This window comes from Ruegeria sp. P8 (assembly GCF_056534665.1).
This window is the reverse complement of record NZ_JBQERC010000007.1, coordinates 24,935-42,592: the sequence shown is the minus strand read 5'-3', so window position 1 is coordinate 42,592 and position 17,658 is coordinate 24,935. Positions and strand designations below refer to the sequence as shown.

The 17,658-nt window shown below is 55.9% G+C and carries 20 protein-coding genes; 16 read left to right on the top strand and 4 right to left on the bottom strand.

Translation table 11 applies throughout. From position 1 onward, the window contains the following. Position 1: 1 nt before the first annotated feature. Positions 2 to 376 carry a hypothetical protein gene (locus ACR0BZ_RS10815; protein ID WP_480920179.1) on the bottom strand — a complete coding sequence of 125 codons (375 nt, stop codon included), beginning with the start codon at positions 374 to 376 and terminating at the stop codon, positions 2 to 4. An 80-nt stretch (positions 377 to 456) separates the two neighbouring features. On the opposite strand from ACR0BZ_RS10815, the gene ACR0BZ_RS10810 reads away from it, so the two are divergent. The 14 genes from ACR0BZ_RS10810 (at position 457) to ACR0BZ_RS10745 (ending at position 13,135) form a co-directional block, all read left to right on the top strand. Continuing rightward, a complete protein-coding gene (locus tag ACR0BZ_RS10810; RefSeq protein WP_480920178.1) occupies positions 457 to 1,197 on the top strand; it encodes a cytochrome c biogenesis CcdA family protein in 741 nt (246 codons plus the stop codon). Positions 1,198 to 1,211: 14 nt separating this feature from the next. After that, positions 1,212 to 1,790, top strand: a complete 579-nt coding sequence (locus ACR0BZ_RS10805; RefSeq protein WP_480588162.1) for a thioredoxin family protein — start codon at positions 1,212 to 1,214, stop codon at positions 1,788 to 1,790. A gap of 131 nt (positions 1,791 to 1,921) precedes the next feature. Beyond that, positions 1,922 to 2,398, top strand: coding sequence for a sulfur oxidation c-type cytochrome SoxX (soxX, locus tag ACR0BZ_RS10800; protein ID WP_209507501.1), 477 nt, complete (start codon positions 1,922 to 1,924; stop codon positions 2,396 to 2,398). A 46-nt stretch (positions 2,399 to 2,444) separates the two neighbouring features. After that, positions 2,445 to 2,861 carry a thiosulfate oxidation carrier protein SoxY gene (gene soxY, locus ACR0BZ_RS10795; protein ID WP_209507502.1) on the top strand — a complete coding sequence of 139 codons (417 nt, stop codon included), beginning with the start codon at positions 2,445 to 2,447 and terminating at the stop codon, positions 2,859 to 2,861. A gap of 34 nt (positions 2,862 to 2,895) precedes the next feature. Further along, positions 2,896 to 3,225, top strand: coding sequence for a thiosulfate oxidation carrier complex protein SoxZ (soxZ, locus tag ACR0BZ_RS10790; RefSeq protein ID WP_209507503.1), 330 nt, complete (start codon positions 2,896 to 2,898; stop codon positions 3,223 to 3,225). 70 nt (positions 3,226 to 3,295) lie between these two features. Further along, complete coding sequence (gene soxA, locus ACR0BZ_RS10785) at positions 3,296 to 4,141, top strand: sulfur oxidation c-type cytochrome SoxA (protein ID WP_267366180.1); 846 nt, start codon at positions 3,296 to 3,298, stop codon at positions 4,139 to 4,141. Positions 4,142 to 4,228: 87 nt separating this feature from the next. Beyond that, positions 4,229 to 5,926: a thiosulfohydrolase SoxB gene (soxB, locus tag ACR0BZ_RS10780; RefSeq protein ID WP_480507619.1), complete on the top strand. Its 1,698-nt coding sequence runs from the start codon at positions 4,229 to 4,231 to the stop codon at positions 5,924 to 5,926. 65 nt (positions 5,927 to 5,991) lie between these two features. Further along, a complete protein-coding gene (gene soxC, locus ACR0BZ_RS10775) occupies positions 5,992 to 7,263 on the top strand; it encodes a sulfite dehydrogenase (protein ID WP_480920177.1) in 1,272 nt (423 codons plus the stop codon). Further along, on the top strand, positions 7,247 to 8,287 hold the full coding sequence (locus ACR0BZ_RS10770) for a c-type cytochrome (RefSeq protein ID WP_480920176.1): 1,041 nt from the start codon (positions 7,247 to 7,249) through the stop codon (positions 8,285 to 8,287). Before soxC ends, ACR0BZ_RS10770 begins: the two co-directional genes overlap by 17 nt. A 2-nt stretch (positions 8,288 to 8,289) precedes the next feature. Then, a complete protein-coding gene (locus tag ACR0BZ_RS10765; RefSeq protein ID WP_480920175.1) occupies positions 8,290 to 8,997 on the top strand; it encodes a c-type cytochrome in 708 nt (235 codons plus the stop codon). A 24-nt stretch (positions 8,998 to 9,021) separates the two neighbouring features. Continuing rightward, a complete protein-coding gene (locus ACR0BZ_RS10760) occupies positions 9,022 to 10,284 on the top strand; it encodes an FCSD flavin-binding domain-containing protein (RefSeq protein ID WP_480920174.1) in 1,263 nt (420 codons plus the stop codon). Between the two features lie 80 nt (positions 10,285 to 10,364). Then, positions 10,365 to 10,799, top strand: coding sequence for a DUF302 domain-containing protein (locus tag ACR0BZ_RS10755; protein ID WP_267366782.1), 435 nt, complete (start codon positions 10,365 to 10,367; stop codon positions 10,797 to 10,799). A 1-nt stretch (position 10,800) separates the two neighbouring features. Beyond that, positions 10,801 to 12,024, top strand: a complete 1,224-nt coding sequence (hemA, locus tag ACR0BZ_RS10750; RefSeq protein WP_480920173.1) for a 5-aminolevulinate synthase — start codon at positions 10,801 to 10,803, stop codon at positions 12,022 to 12,024. 52 nt (positions 12,025 to 12,076) lie between these two features. Continuing rightward, positions 12,077 to 13,135: a YeeE/YedE family protein gene (locus tag ACR0BZ_RS10745; RefSeq protein ID WP_480920172.1), complete on the top strand. Its 1,059-nt coding sequence runs from the start codon at positions 12,077 to 12,079 to the stop codon at positions 13,133 to 13,135. 1 nt (position 13,136) lies between these two features. On the opposite strand, the gene ACR0BZ_RS10740 is transcribed toward ACR0BZ_RS10745, so the two are convergent. From ACR0BZ_RS10740 to ACR0BZ_RS10730, 3 genes are all read right to left on the bottom strand, one after another. Continuing rightward, complete coding sequence (locus ACR0BZ_RS10740; RefSeq protein ID WP_480920171.1) at positions 13,137 to 14,081, bottom strand: MBL fold metallo-hydrolase; 945 nt, start codon at positions 14,079 to 14,081, stop codon at positions 13,137 to 13,139. Continuing rightward, entirely contained in the window at positions 14,078 to 15,007 is a 930-nt protein-coding gene (locus ACR0BZ_RS10735) for an MBL fold metallo-hydrolase (protein WP_480920170.1), read from the bottom strand. The genes ACR0BZ_RS10740 and ACR0BZ_RS10735 overlap by 4 nt, the downstream gene beginning before the upstream one ends. Positions 15,008 to 15,307: 300 nt before the next feature. Beyond that, the gene (locus tag ACR0BZ_RS10730; protein ID WP_480920169.1) at positions 15,308 to 16,153 is read right to left on the bottom strand and encodes a LysR family transcriptional regulator; all 846 of its coding nucleotides are present in this window, start codon (positions 16,151 to 16,153) and stop codon (positions 15,308 to 15,310) included. Between the two features lie 86 nt (positions 16,154 to 16,239). Here ACR0BZ_RS10730 and ACR0BZ_RS10725 point away from each other — a divergent pair, with 86 nt between their 5' ends. After that, the gene (locus tag ACR0BZ_RS10725; RefSeq protein ID WP_480478107.1) at positions 16,240 to 16,707 is read left to right on the top strand and encodes a c-type cytochrome; all 468 of its coding nucleotides are present in this window, start codon (positions 16,240 to 16,242) and stop codon (positions 16,705 to 16,707) included. A 14-nt stretch (positions 16,708 to 16,721) separates the two neighbouring features. Then, positions 16,722 to 17,609: a c-type cytochrome gene (locus ACR0BZ_RS10720; protein WP_480920168.1), complete on the top strand. Its 888-nt coding sequence runs from the start codon at positions 16,722 to 16,724 to the stop codon at positions 17,607 to 17,609. Positions 17,610 to 17,658: the final 49 nt, after the last annotated feature.

Below are 17,658 nucleotides of genomic sequence, written 5' to 3'. Positions count from 1 at the left end.
TTTAACCAGAGCTCTCGATCTTAACTCCGGCGTCACGTAGTAAAACACCCAATAGTCCCCAGAAAAAGTCTTCGCCAGGATAACCCTCAATCCGGCCGATCTCTTGACCGTCCTCCAGCAATACAAAGGTCGGCGTATAGAAAAGCGGCCGATCCAGGGTAATCCCTTCGGGTGTGGTTGCGTGGATGTCCGTTCGTTGCAGTGGGGCAGCTTTTCCTTCCGCTGTCAGCGGGTAGATCTCGGAAATTTCGGCGTCCCAGCGGGCGCACCACATACACCCGTCTTCTTCGGCCATCAGCAACACCATTTCGGCCCGAGACGCGGCAGGCCAGATCAACAATGTGATGACGACCAATGTTTGAATTACGTGACGCATCAAAAGCTCCGATTGACCTGGGTGGTACATCTTTATTATTTTGAATGTGTGAATAGTAACCTGTCTGGACGGATTTGACCATGCTCGACATCACGGTTGCAGGGGCTCTGATCGCGGGGCTTTTGTCGTTCCTGTCCCCCTGCATTCTGCCCATTGTCCCTTTCTACCTCAGCTATCTTGCAGGCGTCGGGATGGAGCAGATTTCGGCCGGTTCGACGATCACCCCGGATGTTCGCCGCCGGGCGACCCTGTCAGCGATTGCTTTTGCTGCAGGGATCATCACGGTCTTCATGGCGCTTGGGGCCACGGCGTCGATCTTTGGTCAGCTGGTTCGCGCGTATTTCGACATTCTGCGATGGATCGCTGCGCTCATCATCATCGCGATGGGCCTGCATTTTCTGGGTCTTTTCCGCATCGGTTTCCTGTATCGACAGTTTCGTGCAGATATCGGCGAGACGACAAATGTAAGCGTGATCGGGGCATATGTTCTGGGGCTGGCTTTTGCCTTTGGCTGGACGCCTTGCGTCGGGCCGGTTCTGGCGGCGATCCTGTTCACGGCGGCCGGAACCGAGACCGCCTGGCGTGGCGCCGTGCTTTTGTTCGTCTATGGGGTTGGCATGACAGCGCCGTTTGTTCTGGCAGCCTTTCTGGTTCGGCCCTTCATGCAATGGATGGCACGTTTCCGGAAACATCTGGGAATGATTGAAAAGGCGATGGGTGTCTTACTGATTCTTTTTGGCATCCTGATCGCGACCAATTCCATAAATCTAATCGCACAATGGATGCTGGATCACATGCCTTGGCTGGCGGCCATTGGCTAATTCGGGAGAACACCATGAAACGGATAGTATTGTTCTTGATTGCAGGGCTGTTTGCTGGGGCGGTTTCCGCGGCTGAACTGGGGGATGACGGTCTGCATAAAACGCCGTGGATGCGGGACACGTTCAAAGACCTTCGTGAAGACCTTGAAGAGGCGACGGGGGAAGGCAAGCGGCTGGTTCTGTTCATTGAACAACAGGGCTGCATCTACTGCAAAAAGATGCATGAAGAGGTTTTCCCCCAACCCGACCTGTCTGCGTATATCGAGGAAAACTTCTTTGTCGTTCAGCTGGACTTACACGGAAGTACGATGGCCATCGATTTTGACGGAGAAGAAGCCGAGCAAAGATCACTGATGCGCAAATGGGGGATTCTGTTCACCCCTACATTGGTTTTCTTACCGGAGGACGTGTCAGAGGATGCCACAGCAATCGAAGCGGCCGTTGCGGTCATGCCCGGGGCGTTCTCGAAGGGAACGACCCTCGATCTTTTTACCTGGGTCAATGAAAAACGGTACGAGCTTGATAACGGGGAAGATTTTCAACGGTATCACGCGCGCCGCATTCAAGAGAGAAACAATGTTTCGCAAGATTGACGTGTTGCAATATAAATAAAAAAATTCATTAAGATGAATTTAATGTTGCGATGAACCCTGCCCGTCGACTACGGTACACAGAGGCTTTGGGTCGCAAAGCGCCATCGGCGCGGTAGCAAATGGGAGGGATCATGAAGCTGAGACACTTGACTTTGGCTTGTATCATAACAGGCAGTGCCGCCATCGCGGCAGAAACAGGACCAAAAGACGTACAGTTCGACGATTATGGTGCGATCGAGGCTTCATTGACCGGCGTCGCCGGCGATGCGGCAAACGGTGCGGTCATCGTGGGCGAGAAATCCAAGGGCAACTGTGTGGCCTGTCATCAGGTCACGGCTTTGGCGGATATTCCGTTCCATGGCGAAGTCGGTCCGCTGCTGGATGGGGCCGGGGATCGGTGGTCCGAGGCGGAGCTTCGAGGACTGGTCGCAAATGCCAAGATGACGTTTGACGGAACGGTCATGCCGGCTTTCTACAAGGATGACGGCTATATCCGCCCGGGCGACGCCTATACGGGCAAAGCCCCGTCAGGGCCTTTGACGTCAATCCTGACTGCTCAGGAAATCGAGGATGTCGTCGCGTTCCTCGCAACCCTAAAAGAACAATAATCACGCTTTCAGGCGTGAATTCGTGAGGATCCAAAGGAGATTGAAAATGGAATTTTCTCGTCGCGAGACTCTGGCTCTTGGTCTGGGCGCTGCGGTCCTGACCCTGATGCCGTTCCGCGCAAATGCGGCTGCAGAAGACGCGATAGCCGCGTTTACGGGCGGTGCAGACATGGCTGACGGCGGTGTGACACTGACGGCGCCGGAAATTGCCGAGAACGGAAACACCGTTCCGATCGAAGTCAGCGCGCCGGGTGCGGCTGCGATCCTGATCGTAGCGGCCGGAAACCCCGAGCCCGGCGTTGCCACGTTCAACTTTGGCCCGCTGGCTGCTGCACAGGCGGCTTCGACCCGCATTCGTCTTGCAGGAACGCAAGATGTCATTGCTGTGGCCAAAATGGCTGATGGCAGCTTTGCCAAGGCCTCGGCAACCGTAAAAGTGACAATTGGCGGCTGCGGCGGCTGATCGCCACGCGCCCTGAAGAACAGGAGAACAACCAATGGCATCCGGTGTAAAACCCCGCGTCAAGGTTCCAAAAACAGCCGCTGCTGGCGAAGCAATCACGATCAAAACACTGATCAGCCACAATATGGAAAGTGGCCAGCGTAAGGATAAGGAAGGCAACGTCATTCCGCGCTCGATCATCAATCGGTTCACCTGCGAGTTTAACGGAGAGCTGGTGATAGACGTGACGATGGAGCCGGCGATTTCGACAAACCCGTACTTTCAGTTCGATGCAACCGTGCCTGAAGCCGGGGAATTCGTTTTCACGTGGTATGACGATGACGGGTCCGTTTACGACACAAAAAAACCGATCGAGATCGCCTGACGGCTCGACCGTAACGGCAGATCAGCGCCGGAGGTTAAAACCTGCGCTGATCACCCAAGGGAGGAACGCAATGAATAAAAAAGCACTCACGGCGATCGCGGCAGTTCTGGCTTTCCCGGTTTCAGTGGCAGCTGGACCTGACGAAGACAAGCTGGTGATCAACGAAGAACTGGAAATGGTTTCGGTGACCGAGGCCCCGGCCCATGTCGAGAACTTCGATACGATCTATTCGGGGTGGCATTTCAGGACCGATGAAACGCAGGCGTTGCAGATCGACGATTTCGACAACCCGGCTATGATATTTGTCGACCAGGCCGCTGATCTTTATGAGGCTGTCGATGGCGCGGCTGGCAAAAGTTGCTCTTCGTGCCACGATGATGTGGAAAGCTTCAAAGGGCTGCAAGCGTCCATGCCGAAGGTCGATGCGGAAACCGGCAAGCTGGTTGTGATGGAAGATCTGATCAACAAGTGCCGTACGGAACGCATGGAAGCAGATGCGTGGAAATGGTCTGGTGCCGATATGCAGGGCATGGTCGCGCTGATTGCCTTTCAGTCACGAGGGCTGCCCATGAATGTCGCCATTGATGGCGATGCTGCCCCATATTGGGAGCAGGGCAAGGAAATGTACTACACCCGATATGGTCAGCTGGAGCTGAGCTGCGCCAACTGTCACGAAGACAACTGGGGCAACATGATCCGGGCCGACCATCTGAGCCAGGGGATGGTCAACGGTTTCCCGACTTATCGTCTGAAACAGGCCAAGCTGATCTCGCGCCACAACCGTTTCCGCGGCTGTATTCGTGATACACGCGCTGAAACATTTGCTGAAGGTTCGGACGAATTCCGGGCACTGGAGCTTTATGTAGCATCGCGCGGCAACGGGCTTTCGGTCGAAACGCCGGCCGTGCGTCAGTAACAAAGAACCCGCGCCGGGATTTCCGGGCGCGGGTTTTTCATTTCTACTACATTCACACATTTATATGTGAAACAGGAAAGCCGACAAATGATATCGCGACGTGATTTTCTACAGGTCTCCATGGCGGCCTCAGCGCTGTACGGGGCATCCGGTTTCGGGAACTGGGCAAGGCTGGCGGCCCAGCAAAGCCTGACCCAGGACCAGTTGCTGGAATTTGAGACCTTCGGAAATATCAGCCTGATTCATATCACCGATATCCACGCGCAGCTTAAACCGATCTACTTCCGCGAGCCCGAGGTCAATCTGGGCATCGGAGACGCGCGCGGGCAAATGCCGCATGTGACGGGGGCCGCGTTTCGCAAGGCTTACGGGATCGAAGATGGCAGCCCGTCTGCCTATGCGCTGACCTACAACGACTTTGCTGCATTGGCGAAGACGTATGGCCGCGTCGGAGGGCTTGACCGGGTCTCGACCGTTATCAACGCCATCCGTGCCGACCGACCAGATGCGCTGTTGCTGGATGGGGGCGACACCTGGCATGGCTCGTATACCTGCTATCAGACAGCGGGTCAGGACATGGTCAATGTGATGAATGCACTCAAGCCCGATGCGATGACATTCCATTGGGAGTTCACGTTGGGCAGCGAGCGGGTCAACGAGATCGTTGAAGGTTTGCCTTTTGCGGCGCTGGGTCAGAATATCTTTGACGCGGAATGGGATGAACCTGCGGAGCTTTTCAAGCCCTACAAGTTCTTCGAACGCGGCGGGGCCAAGGTTGCCGTCATCGGACAGGCTTTCCCCTATATGCCAATTGCCAACCCCAGTTGGATGTTCCCGGAATACTCGTTCGGGATCCGGGATGAGAACATGCAGGCCATGGTGGACGAGGTGCGCGACGCAGGTGCCGATGTGGTCGTCGTCCTCAGCCATAACGGCTTTGACGTGGACAAAAAGATGGCGAGCCGCGTTCAGGGGATTGATGTAATCCTGAGCGGTCACACCCATGACGCTTTGCCTGAACCGGTTCTAGTCGAAAAGACGCATATCATCGCGTCTGGCTCGAACGGCAAATTCGTCAGCCGCGTTGATCTGGACGTGCGGGATGGCCAGATGATGGGGCTGAAGCACAAGCTGATCCCGATCTTTTCAGACGTCATCGCGCCTGATCCGGCAATCACTGCCCTGATCAACGAACAGCGCGCACCATATGATGCGGCACTAAGCGAAGTGATCGGCAAGACGGACTCGCTGCTGTATCGGCGCGGAAACTTCAATGGCACGTGGGACGATCTGATCTGCGATGCACTGATCAGCGAGCGCGAGGCGGACATTGCCATGTCGCCGGGTGTGCGCTGGGGTCCGTCGATCCTACCCGGTCAGGAGATCACGCGTGAGGATATCTGGAATGTTACTTCGATGTCCTATCCGAATGCGTATCGTACGGAAATGACGGGTGAATTCATTCACGTGATCCTCGAGGATGTTGGCGACAACCTGTTCAACCCCGATCCCTATTACCAGCAGGGTGGCGACATGGTGCGTGTCGGCGGCCTTGGATACCGTATCGATGTCACCAAACCGCAAGGGCAGCGGATCAGCGACATGACCCTGCTCAAGACAGGTGAGGCGATTGATCCGGCGAAATCCTATGTTGTGGCCGGTTGGGCCAGCGTCAACGAGGGCACCGAAGGCCCGCCCATCTGGGATGTCGTCGAAAACCACATTCGTAATCAGGGCACCGTCACCGTCGAGCCGAATACATCGGTCGAGGTGATCGGAGCCTGACAGCGCGAACCGAATGTCAAACATTGAATACAAGATTTGCTGATCGAATGACGGAGGCAAACAAAATGAGCGAGAATCCAAGGGCAAAAGCCCCATCGCGTCGCCAGTTTCTAAGCGGTGCTGCCGCGGTTGGCGTAGGTGCGGTCGGTGCCTCAGCGGCGCGCGCCGCAGGCCCTGACCCGCTGATCACTCAGGTTCAGGAATGGGCACAGGCAACGGGCGAAGGTGTAGATGCAACCCCCTACGGCCTGCCAATCCAATTCGAGAGTGATGTCGTACGGCGCAACGTCGAGTGGTTGACCGCAGACACAATCAGTTCGATCAATTTCACGCCGATCCACGCGCTGGACGGCACGATCACCCCGCAGGGATGCGCATTCGAGCGGCACCATTCGGGTGCGATCGAACTGAGCAAGGCGGACTACCGTCTGATGATCAACGGTCTGGTCGAAACTCCGCTGATATTCACATATGAAGATCTGGAACGTTTCCCGCGTGAAAACCGTATCTATTTCTGCGAATGCGCTGCCAATACCGGTATGGAATGGGCTGGTGCGCAGCTCAACGGCGCGCAGTTCACGCACGGAATGATCCACAACATGGAATATTCCGGTGTTCCGCTGCGCACCCTGCTGGAAGAGGCGGGGGTAAAGACTGACGGCAAATGGGTTTACGTCGAAGGCGCGGATGCTTCCTCGAACGGCCGCTCGATCCCGCTGGAAAAGGCGATGGACGACGTACTTGTAGCATTCAAAGCCAATGGCGAGGCTTTGCGCAAAGAACACGGATATCCCGTTCGTCTTGTCGTTCCCGGCTGGGAAGGCAACATGTGGGTCAAGTGGCTGCGCCGGGTCGAGGTCACCGAGATGGCTATCGAAAGCCGCGAAGAGACATCCAAGTATACGGATACTCTCGAAAACGGAACATCACGCAAGTGGACATGGGTCATGGACGCCAAATCGGTCGTCACATCGCCCAGCCCGCAAGCGCCGATAACCCATGGCCCCGGGCCGTTGGTGATCACCGGGTTGGCCTGGTCCGGGCGGGGCTCGATTACCGGCGTCGACGTGTCGGTGGATGGTGGCAAGAACTGGGTTCCGGCCCGTCTGGCGGCGCCCGGAACAGACAAGGCGCTGACCCGGTTTTATCTGGACCATAACTGGGACGGTTCAGAGATGCTGTTGCAGGCCCGCGCCAAGGATTCGACCGGTTACGTCCAACCCAGCAAAGCTCAGCTGCGGGATGTGCGAGGCGAGAACTCGATCTACCACAACAATTGTATCCAGACCTGGTGGCTCAAGGAAAATGGAGAGGCGGAAAATGTCGAAGTATCGTAAGCTATTGGCCGCCTCGGCCCTTGGGTTGTGCGTAGCGGTTCCGGCCCATGCAGACAAGCTAGGGCTTGGGCGCCCTGCGTTGCCCGAAGAAATCGCGGCATGGGACCACGACGTTGCACCTGACGGAACCGGATTGCCCGAAGGTTCCGGCGACGTGTTCACCGGTGAAGAGGTCTTTGCCGAAAGGTGCGCGATCTGTCATGGCGATTTTGCTGAAGGTGTGGACAACTGGCCGAAACTGGCGGGCGGCGAGGGCACGCTTGCAGATAAAGACCCGCTGAAAACAGTGGGCTCTTACTGGCCGCACCTTTCGACGGTATGGGATTATGTGAACCGTTCGATGCCGTTTGGAGACGCACAAACGCTGGAGCCTGACGAAGTTTACGCGATTGTCGCTTATATACTGTATTCCAACGACATCGTTGATGATGAGTTCACGCTGTCGCACGAAAATTTCCATGAAGTGGAAATGCCGAATGCCGGGGGTTTCATCGTGGATGACCGCGAAGCGGCCGAGGCGCATTTCTGGACGGATGAGCCATGCATGACGGATTGCAAAGAAGGCGTGGAAATCACCAAGCGCGCCGCCGTTCTGGATGTAACGCCTGACGAAGCCGGGGCTGACAGTCCGGACCAGGCGGCTGTTTCCGAAGAAGCATCCGTCGAAGTCGATGAACCTGCTGAGGACATAGCGGCACTTGATCCTGAGATGATCGAAAATGGCGAAAAAGTTTTCAAGAAGTGCAAGTCCTGCCATCAGGTCGGGGACGGGGCCAAGCATCGCACCGGTCCGGCACTGAACGGTGTCGCCGGTGCCAATGCGGCTGGTGCCGAAGGCTTTAAGTACTCTCAGGCGATGAAAGCTGCTGCCGAGGATGGGTTGGTTTGGACAGATGAAGAAATGGCTGCATTTCTGGCCAAACCCAAAGCCTATATGAAGGGGACACGTATGTCCTTTGCCGGCCTCAAGAAACAGGATGATATCGACGCTGTCATTGTTTACCTTAAGTCGTTCGGAAGCTGATCATGTGGCGGCGGTGGGCAACAGGTGTCATGTTTGCTGCGAGTATCCTGGCAACCGCTGCCGCCGCGACTGAGGACCTTGGCGATGCAGCAGCTGGCAAACTTGTGTTTGCCCAATGCGAAGGATGTCATCAGGTCGGCGCGGGCGCTGAAAACAGGATCGGTCCGCACCTGAATGGTATTTTTGGCCGCCGGGCCGCCGGGCTTGAGGAGTTCACCTATTCCAAAAGCCTGATCCGTGCGGGTACCTCGGGTCTGGAATGGCATGCCGACACATTGTCGGCTTACATTGAAAACCCCCGCGCATTCGCATCCGGCACCAGAATGAGCTTTCGCGGGCTCGAGAACCCGGAAGACCGGGCCAATGTAATTGCCTATTTGCGTGTGTTTTCCGACAACCCGCAAGACATCCCCGAAGCCGACCCAACGGCAAAGGGAACGGACCATTCCGTCAACCCCGAAATCCTCGCGATTCAGGGCGATCCCGAATATGGCGAATACCTGAGCAGCGAATGCACGACGTGCCACCAGATAGAGGGTGGCGATGATGGGATTCCTTCGATCGTTTACTGGCCCGACCAGGATTTTGTTGTCGCCATGCACGCCTACAAGGACAAGCAGCGGCCCCATCCCGTCATGCAGATGATCGCGGGCCGCCTGAGCAGTGATGAGATCGCGGCATTGGCCGCTTACTTCAACAACCCACAGTGACAATGCCTAAGGGGAGGAAACGCGATGACACTCGACAGACGGACATTTCTGGGAACCGCAGGGGTACTTGCTGCCGGGCTGTCGGCCCCGATGGTGCTGGCGCAGGGCAAGCCCCGTGTCGTGGTGATCGGGGGCGGGGCAGGCGGCGCAACCGCGGCGCGCTATATCGCCAAAGACAGCAAGGGTGAGATTGATGTCATTCTGATCGAGCCGTCCAAAACATATTACACCTGTTTTTTCTCGAACCTGTATCTGGGCGGGTTTCAAGAGCTTTCGGACATTGCGCACAGCTATGGCACGCTTGCCGCAAAATACGGTATCAACGTGGTTCACGATTGGGCCGTGGGTGTCGACCGCGACGCCAAAACTGTCTCATTGGCGGGTGGCGGATCTATTCCTTATGACAAATTGATCCTGAGCCCGGGTATCGACTTTGTCGATGGCGCGGTCGAGGGGTGGGATGTAACTGCACAGAACAAGATGCCGCATGCGTATAAGGCGGGCTCTCAAACCGAGCTGTTGAAGGCGCAGGTTATGGCGATGCCCGAGGGTGGAACCTTTGCGATGGTCGCACCTCCGAACCCGTACCGTTGCCCGCCCGGACCTTATGAGCGGGTTTCGATGGTTGCGCATGTGCTGAAGGCGAACAATCCGACAGCGAAAATCATCATTGCTGATCCGAAGGCCAAATTCTCCAAGATGTCTTTGTTCCAGGAAGGTTGGGCCGACCATTACGAAGGCATGATCGACTGGATCGGAGAGGATTTTGGCGGCGGCAATGTATCGGTCAATCCGGATGCCATGACGGTGACCATCGACGGTGAAGAAACCAAGGTCGACGTCTGCAACGTGATCCCGGCCATGAAAGCCGGGCGCATTGCGGAAATGGCCGGTGTAACCGATGGCACCTGGGCACCGGTGAACGCGGTGGACATGTCATCGAAAGCTGACCCTGACATCTATGTTCTTGGTGATGCCAGCCAGCAAGGCGACATGCCGAAATCCGGTTTTTCGGCCAACAGCCAGGCGAAAGTCTGTGCCAATGCGGTTCGTGGCGCATTGACCGGATCAAAGATCTTCCCGGCCAAGTTTTCGAACACGTGCTGGTCTCTCATTGATACGGATGACGGGGTCAAGGTCGGTGCGACTTATGAGGCGACGCCTGAAAAGATTGCCAAGGTGGATGGCTTTATCAGCCAAACCGGCGAAGATTCCGACCTGAGAAAAGCAACCTACCAAGAGTCGCTGGGTTGGTATGCTGGTATCACATCGGACATGTTCGGCTAAGAAACGCCAAGGCTTTGACCGGTGTCAAAGCCTTGGCGGTGAAATCTGAAGAAATGTGGTTCAGGAGGAGGAACATCATCATGAAACACTTTATCGCATCAGCCGCACTTTCAGTTGTATTGGCAAACCCGGTTATTGCTGAGGAGGTCATTGCCGTTCCCTTTGACGGTAGCTTTGATGATGCAACCTTTGCCGTTGAATCAGCAATTGTTGGGCAGGGGCTGGTTATCGATTATGTGAGCCATGTTGGTGAGATGCTGAACCGGACGGGGGCGGATGTCGGCAGCGACAAGCAAATCTTCACAGCCGCTGAGATTTTTATCTTCTGTTCCGCAAAGCTCTCGCGCGAGATGATGGAGGCCGACCCGATGAATATCGGCTATTGCCCCTACGGAATATTCGTGGCCGAGGACGAAGGCGGTGTCAAAGTGGGCTACCGAAGCTATCCTGACGGACCGATGGAGAAAGTCGAAGCCCTGTTGGCCGGTATCGTAGAAGAAGCCGTTGGAAACTGACATGGACTACCAACAGTATTTTCGTGACCAGTTGAGGCAATTGCAGGACGAAGGAAATTACCGGGTCTTCGCCGAGCTTGAGCGTCATTGCGGAGCATTTCCAACTGCACACAACCACGCAGAAAACGGACCTGAGAAAGTCACAGTCTGGTGCTCGAACGATTATCTGGGAATGGGTCAGCATCCAAAGGTTCTGGCAGCCATGCACCGGGCGATTGATAGCTGCGGCGCAGGGGCTGGCGGGACCCGGAATATTTCGGGGACCGCGCATGAGCATGTTCTGCTTGAGCGCGAGCTTGCAGATCTGCATGGCAAGGAAGCAGCGCTGCTATTCACGTCCGGGTATGTTTCAAATTGGGCTGCTTTGGGAACTCTGGCCTCTCGAATTCCCGGTATCACGGTTCTGTCCGACGAATTGAACCACGCGTCGATGATCGAGGGTATCCGCCACAGTCGTTGCGCAAAGCGGGTCTGGAAGCATAACGATTTGAAGGACCTTGAACGACATCTCATGAACCTGCCGTCCAACTCGCCAAAACTGATCGCGTTTGAAAGTGTGTACTCGATGGATGGCGATATAGCACCAATCGCCGAAATCTGCGATCTGGCGGATCGGTACGGCGCGATGACCTATCTGGACGAGGTTCATGCAGTAGGGCTGTATGGGCCGCGTGGTGGTGGCATCGCCGAACGCGAAGGGTTGATGGATCGCCTGACGGTCATCGAAGGCACGTTGGGCAAAGCGTTCGGCGTGGTTGGTGGATACATCGCGGCGTCAAAGGAACTTGTCGACTTTGTCCGTTCTTTTGCCAGCGGATTTATCTTTACCACCGCATTGCCCCCGGCCGTCGCCGCTGGTGCCGCAGCATCCGTACGGCACCTCAAGCAAAGCAATGAGGAGAGGTTTCTGCATCAGCAACGCGTATTCGAGGTTCGAGGCCGGCTGGACGCTTTGGGCATACCGCACACACCCAACCCAAGCCACATAATCCCGGTCATGGTCGGCGATCCGGTTAAGTGCCGCTTTATCTCAGATGTCTTGATGCGCGACTATGGGATTTATATCCAGCCGATAAACTATCCCACTGTCCCGAAAGGCACCGAACGTCTTCGGATTACGCCTTCACCTGTACATTCGTCAGAAGATGTAACCCTGTTGGTCGAGGCATTGGGTGCGTTGTGGACACAGTGCCAGCTTGCGCGCAAACCGATGGCCGCACAGTGAGAACTTGACGGAAGGCAAAGACGGACACGTAAAGAGGTGAGAGTTTTTGTCTATGGAACGCCTCATCGATCTGCTGGGAGATTCGGGCACATTGGCCGTTGCCGGTTTGCTTGTTGGCATCCTGTTCGGAGTCACCGCTCAGAAATCTCATTTCTGCTTGCGGGCATCCACTGTTGAAGTCGCCGAGGGCGAGCTTGGGCCACGTCTGGCCGTCTGGCTGATCGCATTCACGTCGGCGCTGATGCTGGTACAGGGGTTCGTCTCGATTGAATGGCTGGATTTGTCCGGGGCGCGTTCAATTGCGTCAACAGGCAGCCTGAGTGGGGCGGTGATCGGCGGTCTGATGTTTGGCGCCGGAATGATTTTGGCACGCGGATGCGCGTCGCGCCTGTTGGTGTTGGCCTCATGCGGCAACCTGCGGGCTATGGTGACGGGGCTGGTTCTGACATTGGTTGCGCAAGCGGCTTACACGGGTGTGCTCAGCCCCGCGCGCGAGGCGCTGTCCGGTCTTTGGACGATCACAGGTGGCAATGCGCGCGACCTTTCGGCACTACTTGGTTTTTCGCCTATCGCATACACAGTCTTTGCCGCAGGGACCTTTGTTCTGGCCGTTGCCTTTGCAGTGCGCCAGCAGGTGACAATGACAAGGATTGTCACGGCCGCCGGAGTTGGTGTCGCAGTGGCGCTTGGCTGGTTGATGACATTTGCGATTGCACAAGCCTCCTTCGAAGTCGTGCCGGTGTCTTCGGTCACGTTCACCGGCCCGGCAACGGACACATTGATGGCGCTGGTGGCCGAGCGGAACATTGCGCTGTCCTTTGGCATTGGTCTGGTTCCGGGCGTTGCAATTGGCGCCGCTGTTTCTGCAGTTCTTTCCGGCGAGTGGAAAATCGAACAGTTCGGCCCGGATACTCCGATGGAGCGTTACCTTGTCGGGGCCGTCTTGATGGGCTTTGGTGCAATGTTGGCAGGTGGCTGCGCCGTTGGTGCCGGATTGTCCGGGGGATCGGCCTTGTCGCTGACTGCGTGGCTTGCCGTCTTCTCGATGTGGGTCGGGGCCGTCGCCACCCATCGGATGATGATGCGAATGCCTGTTCTTCGGCGGTCCTGACTTATTCGAATTCCATCTGTTCGTAGACACGACCGGCGTTTTTTGTGGCCAGTTCTTCGAACGTGTCCAAATGGGCATAAGGGCTTTGGTCGACGTAATAGGCCTCGGCCAGATCCCCGCCAGCATCCATATGTTCCTGGATCTTTGCGCGCAGGTAGACAAGATAGTCGCGTGTATACCGGCGCACCTGATCCATGTTCGTAGGATGACCGTGCCCGGGGATCACATATGTGGCTTCCAGTGCCTCGAACTCGTTGTCCCAGGTCTCAAGCCAATCTGCGGTGTAGGTGTCCTGAAAGATTGGCAGCATACGTTCGTGAAATGCCATGTCACCAGCGATGACAAGGCTTTGATTGGGCAACCAGATCGAAATGTCGCCGGGGCTGTGCGCAGGTCCAAGATGTTTGGCCTCGATGCGAAAATCGCCGAGTTCGACAACGTATTCATCGTCAAACGTTTCTGTCGGACCGGCCAAAAACGTTCCTTTTGCCTTGTCCTTGTTATATGCCTGCATCCCTTCAAGGATTTGTGGCCCATATTCTTCGAATTCAGCCGCAGCATCTGAATGAGCGACGATGGGCACCCCAAGTTCCGACCAGTAGGCATTCCCCAGCATAGCGTGCCCCTGACCGTTTTCGTTAAAGATAAGCTTCACGGGCTGATCCGTGAGCGCTTGAATCTCCTTATGAAGCGCTTCGGCAAGCACATAGGCCGCGCCACCGTTGATGACGACAACGCCCTCTCCGGTCACGATGAAGCTGAGGTTGTTGTTGTGGCCCGAATTCTCATAGGTCGGGGGTGCGGTTGCACCGATGGCGGAAAAGACGCCGGGAATAAATTCGACAGGTTTCGAGTAAAGAACGCTCTGCGGGTACTGGTCTGCAATATCCTCACTGGCCCAGGTTTGCGTGGCCAGGGTACAGGCAATCAACAAAGCGCGCATCATGCAGGCTCTCCAATAAATCGATAGGTCGAACCGGCCTTTTCGACACGGCCAATTCCGCCATTTGGCAAATGGAATCCAATAATCTTCATTTGGGTATGAGAAATCTGATCCAGCAGCGATTTCCTGGTATTTGCCGCGGCGTCAGGGTCCTGATCCGTACCGCTCAGCCAGTCTGGACGCTCGAACGCGACGTGTGGATTGCCGAGCGCATCGCCCACGACCATCACCGCGTCACCGCCTTTGCGAATTTCGAAGGCCATGTGTCCGGGTGTGTGCCCGAAACTAGCGCGTGCTGCGATACCGGGAAGGATTTCCTGCCCATCATCAAAGAATGCAACCATGTCTTCGATGGCTTCCATGCGCCGCTTTGCGCCCACCGCGAATGCCGTGCGGTCGGCTCCTATCGTGTCAACGGTTGCAGGGTTCCACCAATAATCCCATTCCTTGCGGCTAAAATGATATCTGGCATTGGGAAAGAGAGGATCTCCGAAGTCGTCCAGCACACCCCAGATGTGATCCGGATGAGCATGGGTGAAAACTACTTGCGTGACCTCATCCGGAGACAACCCGACGGTGTCCAGAGTTTCCGGAAGTTTGCCAGCGGTTTGCATGAAGTCTGGCCCGGCCCCGACGTCGAACAGTATGGTATTCTGGTCATCGCGATAGAGCACAATGTTGCACTCGGGCTCGTAGCTGGTCAGATCTGCCTGATAGCGGTTCAGAAGTTCTGTCAGCTCTGCCTCGGGCATTGCCCCAAAGACCATTTCGGGCGGCAATGACAGATACCCATCTGACAAAGTTGATATCCTTGCCGATTGGCCAAGTGTCATTTCCGCAACCGCAAAGCTGGGTCGCAGGCAGAGCGCCGCCAGACATGCGCCTTGGGACAGGAAGGTCCGCCGGGAGAAATTTGGGTCTCTGCTCATACAAAATCAATAAGATGAATGTTTATATTTGTAAATGATGAATGGCACGGGCGGCACATTCTCTCTGGGGCTTTTCACCACTTGCGTTGGAACGTTCGCAGCAAGGTGTCGCATATCTGGCCCTTCCCAAAGTACCTTTGACACGTCTTGGCGAAACAGATTTAGAAACGACTACCTGGAGCGGCGGTGAAAACCTGAGCATCGCGGCGCAGGACGTCTTTTTGCAGGTGCAGGGCACCCGCCACGACTTGCCGGAGATTTCAACGCCAAAAGACCCACCAATTCACTTTAGTTTTGACGTCACCCAGCCAGTGCATGCGGCAGGTGTTCAACCAGAGCCCGCTGCACGACCGCAAATCTTGGCGTGTGTGCGATGTCCTCAAGCGTCGCGACCCAAAGTGGAACCTCGATTCGGGGATCAATGTCGTTCAACCTATGAAGCCGGGGATCAGCGTCGCCTATAAACGCAGGTAAAAAAGCTCTCCCCACACCGGATGCAACCATCTGCTGAAGCACCAGAAAACTGTCTGCTCCGTTTGTCATGTCATCGGCGCGAACATGTTCAGCCAACCATTTGGCCGGGAGTGAACGGCTGAGAGCCCCATCAAGCCGAATCCATTTTTGGTCACGGGTACCGTCACTATAAACCCCAAAGTGCAACGTTCCTGCGCGCTCTCCGGTCAACCCTTCACCAAGTTGAACCGAAGGGCGGACAACTATATCCGCAGTTAACCTGGTCAGATCATGGTGACTGTTACCGCTGAGGATCGTCAGTTCGAGGCTGGGGTAGAGAGCGGAAATTGAGTTTAGTACCTGCGGCAGGACAAACTGGCAAAGGCTGTCCGTGGACGCGATACGCACATGACCCGCTGGCGAACGATTTGCGCCCACAACGGCGCGTTCTACCGAAAGCACGGCGTCTTCAACGCTTTCCATGGCGGACAGAATTGTTCTGGCTTCGGGAAGTACTGAATACCCTGACGGGTCTTTCCGAAAAACAACACAGCCATATCGGTGTTCGAAGGCGGCAACTCTGCGCAGGACGGTTGCATGTGCAACGCCCAGGGCTGTCGCCGCCGCATTCAACGAGCCGTGTTTGCTGACGGCGAGGGCATACCGAATATCGTCCCAATTGTCGTTGTTCATAAATGAACAGGAGAGGCCGAATAACAAACAATTACAAGAAAAATCGTTCAAGCTATCATATGGCACATTAAACAGGGAGCCACACCATGATTAAGAAGTCTTCGATCTTTGCGGCAGGTCTTTTGTCCTTGGCCGTAGTTGGAACTGCAATTGCTCAGGATAGCGAAAACCCGGCTGTAAAAGCGCGGACTTCGATTATGCAGCTTTACGCTTTCAACCTTGGCACGTTGGGCGCCATGGCCAAGGGAGAGGCAGAATATGATGCCGAAGCGGCTACGCGAGCCGCAAATAATATTGTCGTTGTGTCGCAGATCGACCAGTCCGCGATGTGGCCAGCCGGATCGGATAATGTGTCAGACCCGTCAACCCGCGCCTTGCCCGCTATTTGGGAAAACTTCGCAGATGTCGGGGCCAAAGGGCAGGCACTGGCCGATGCCGCTGTTGCGATGCAGGCTGCGGCAGGTCAGGATGTTGAAGCTCTGAAAGGGGCGATGGGCCAACTTGGCGGAGCCTGTTCGGCCTGTCACAAAGCATACAGAGCACCAGAAAATTAAAGGAGTATTGATCAGTGCGGCGCATTCTACTTTTCGCCGTTCTAGTCATGCTTATGGTCGGGTTGGCCGGTTTGCTGCTAACCCGGCCGCAAAGAGTTGATCCGGCACAGTTGGCCGGTCTGACCCCCGACGTGACCAGAGGGGCGTCTGTCTTCCATTCAGCAGGATGCGCCTCGTGCCACTCGGCCCCGGATGCCCGCGCGGAAGGAAAGCTTGTTCTAGCAGGCGGGCGCCGGTTTGAAACGGATTTCGGTACGTTTGTAGCTCCAAACATTTCCAGTGAACCAGACGTCGGAATTGGATCATGGTCCGCGTTGGATCTGGCCAATGCCCTGAAACACGGAACAGGACCAAAGGGACAACATTATTACCCGGCCTTTCCCTATACCTCTTATGCCAAGATGACGGTCGAGGACGTCGCGGCGCTTCATGCGTTTTTGAACACCCTGCCTGCATCTGATGCGGCAAGTATCCCGCATGACGTTGGTTTCCCTTTCAATATCCGGCGCGGGCTGGGGTTGTGGAAATTTGTGTTTTCAGGCTCGGGCTGGGTGGTTGAAGGTGATTTGACCGACCAGCAAATCCGGGGGCGGTATCTGGTGGAAGCTTTGGGGCACTGCGCGGAATGCCATACACCGCGAAACGGACTGGGAGGGTTGAAGCGGGATCTCTGGCTGACCGGAGCGCCAAATCCGAATGGCAAGGGGCGCATCCCCGGTCTGACCACCGCCCAGCTTGACTGGTCCGAGGCTGACATCGCTGAATATCTGAAATCCGGTTTCACACCGGATTATGACAGCGCCGGAGGCGAAATGGTCGAAGTCATCGAGAATACCTCGAAACTAAGCGATGAAGACCGATTGGCCATTGCTGCTTATCTGAAATCCGTTCCCGTTCAGTGAATTGGCTACTGGTTGCAGAAACTCGGGCATTTGTCAGCGCAGGTCTTAT

Excerpts from the sequence above, each read along its gene's own strand:
- ACR0BZ_RS10815 (WP_480920179.1), bottom strand. The coding sequence starts at position 376 with ATGCGTCACGTAATTCAAACATTGGTCGTCATCACATTGTTGATCTGG.
- ACR0BZ_RS10810 (WP_480920178.1), top strand. The coding sequence starts at position 457 with ATGCTCGACATCACGGTTGCAGGGGCTCTGATCGCGGGGCTTTTGTCG.
- ACR0BZ_RS10805 (WP_480588162.1), top strand. The coding sequence starts at position 1,212 with ATGAAACGGATAGTATTGTTCTTGATTGCAGGGCTGTTTGCTGGGGCG.
- soxX (WP_209507501.1), top strand. The coding sequence starts at position 1,922 with ATGAAGCTGAGACACTTGACTTTGGCTTGTATCATAACAGGCAGTGCC.
- soxY (WP_209507502.1), top strand. The coding sequence starts at position 2,445 with ATGGAATTTTCTCGTCGCGAGACTCTGGCTCTTGGTCTGGGCGCTGCG.
- soxZ (WP_209507503.1), top strand. The coding sequence starts at position 2,896 with ATGGCATCCGGTGTAAAACCCCGCGTCAAGGTTCCAAAAACAGCCGCT.
- soxA (WP_267366180.1), top strand. The coding sequence starts at position 3,296 with ATGAATAAAAAAGCACTCACGGCGATCGCGGCAGTTCTGGCTTTCCCG.
- soxB (WP_480507619.1), top strand. The coding sequence starts at position 4,229 with ATGATATCGCGACGTGATTTTCTACAGGTCTCCATGGCGGCCTCAGCG.
- soxC (WP_480920177.1), top strand. The coding sequence starts at position 5,992 with ATGAGCGAGAATCCAAGGGCAAAAGCCCCATCGCGTCGCCAGTTTCTA.
- ACR0BZ_RS10770 (WP_480920176.1), top strand. The coding sequence starts at position 7,247 with ATGTCGAAGTATCGTAAGCTATTGGCCGCCTCGGCCCTTGGGTTGTGC.
- ACR0BZ_RS10765 (WP_480920175.1), top strand. The coding sequence starts at position 8,290 with ATGTGGCGGCGGTGGGCAACAGGTGTCATGTTTGCTGCGAGTATCCTG.
- ACR0BZ_RS10760 (WP_480920174.1), top strand. The coding sequence starts at position 9,022 with ATGACACTCGACAGACGGACATTTCTGGGAACCGCAGGGGTACTTGCT.
- ACR0BZ_RS10755 (WP_267366782.1), top strand. The coding sequence starts at position 10,365 with ATGAAACACTTTATCGCATCAGCCGCACTTTCAGTTGTATTGGCAAAC.
- hemA (WP_480920173.1), top strand. The coding sequence starts at position 10,801 with ATGGACTACCAACAGTATTTTCGTGACCAGTTGAGGCAATTGCAGGAC.
- ACR0BZ_RS10745 (WP_480920172.1), top strand. The coding sequence starts at position 12,077 with ATGGAACGCCTCATCGATCTGCTGGGAGATTCGGGCACATTGGCCGTT.
- ACR0BZ_RS10740 (WP_480920171.1), bottom strand. The coding sequence starts at position 14,081 with ATGATGCGCGCTTTGTTGATTGCCTGTACCCTGGCCACGCAAACCTGG.
- ACR0BZ_RS10735 (WP_480920170.1), bottom strand. The coding sequence starts at position 15,007 with ATGAGCAGAGACCCAAATTTCTCCCGGCGGACCTTCCTGTCCCAAGGC.
- ACR0BZ_RS10730 (WP_480920169.1), bottom strand. The coding sequence starts at position 16,153 with ATGAACAACGACAATTGGGACGATATTCGGTATGCCCTCGCCGTCAGC.
- ACR0BZ_RS10725 (WP_480478107.1), top strand. The coding sequence starts at position 16,240 with ATGATTAAGAAGTCTTCGATCTTTGCGGCAGGTCTTTTGTCCTTGGCC.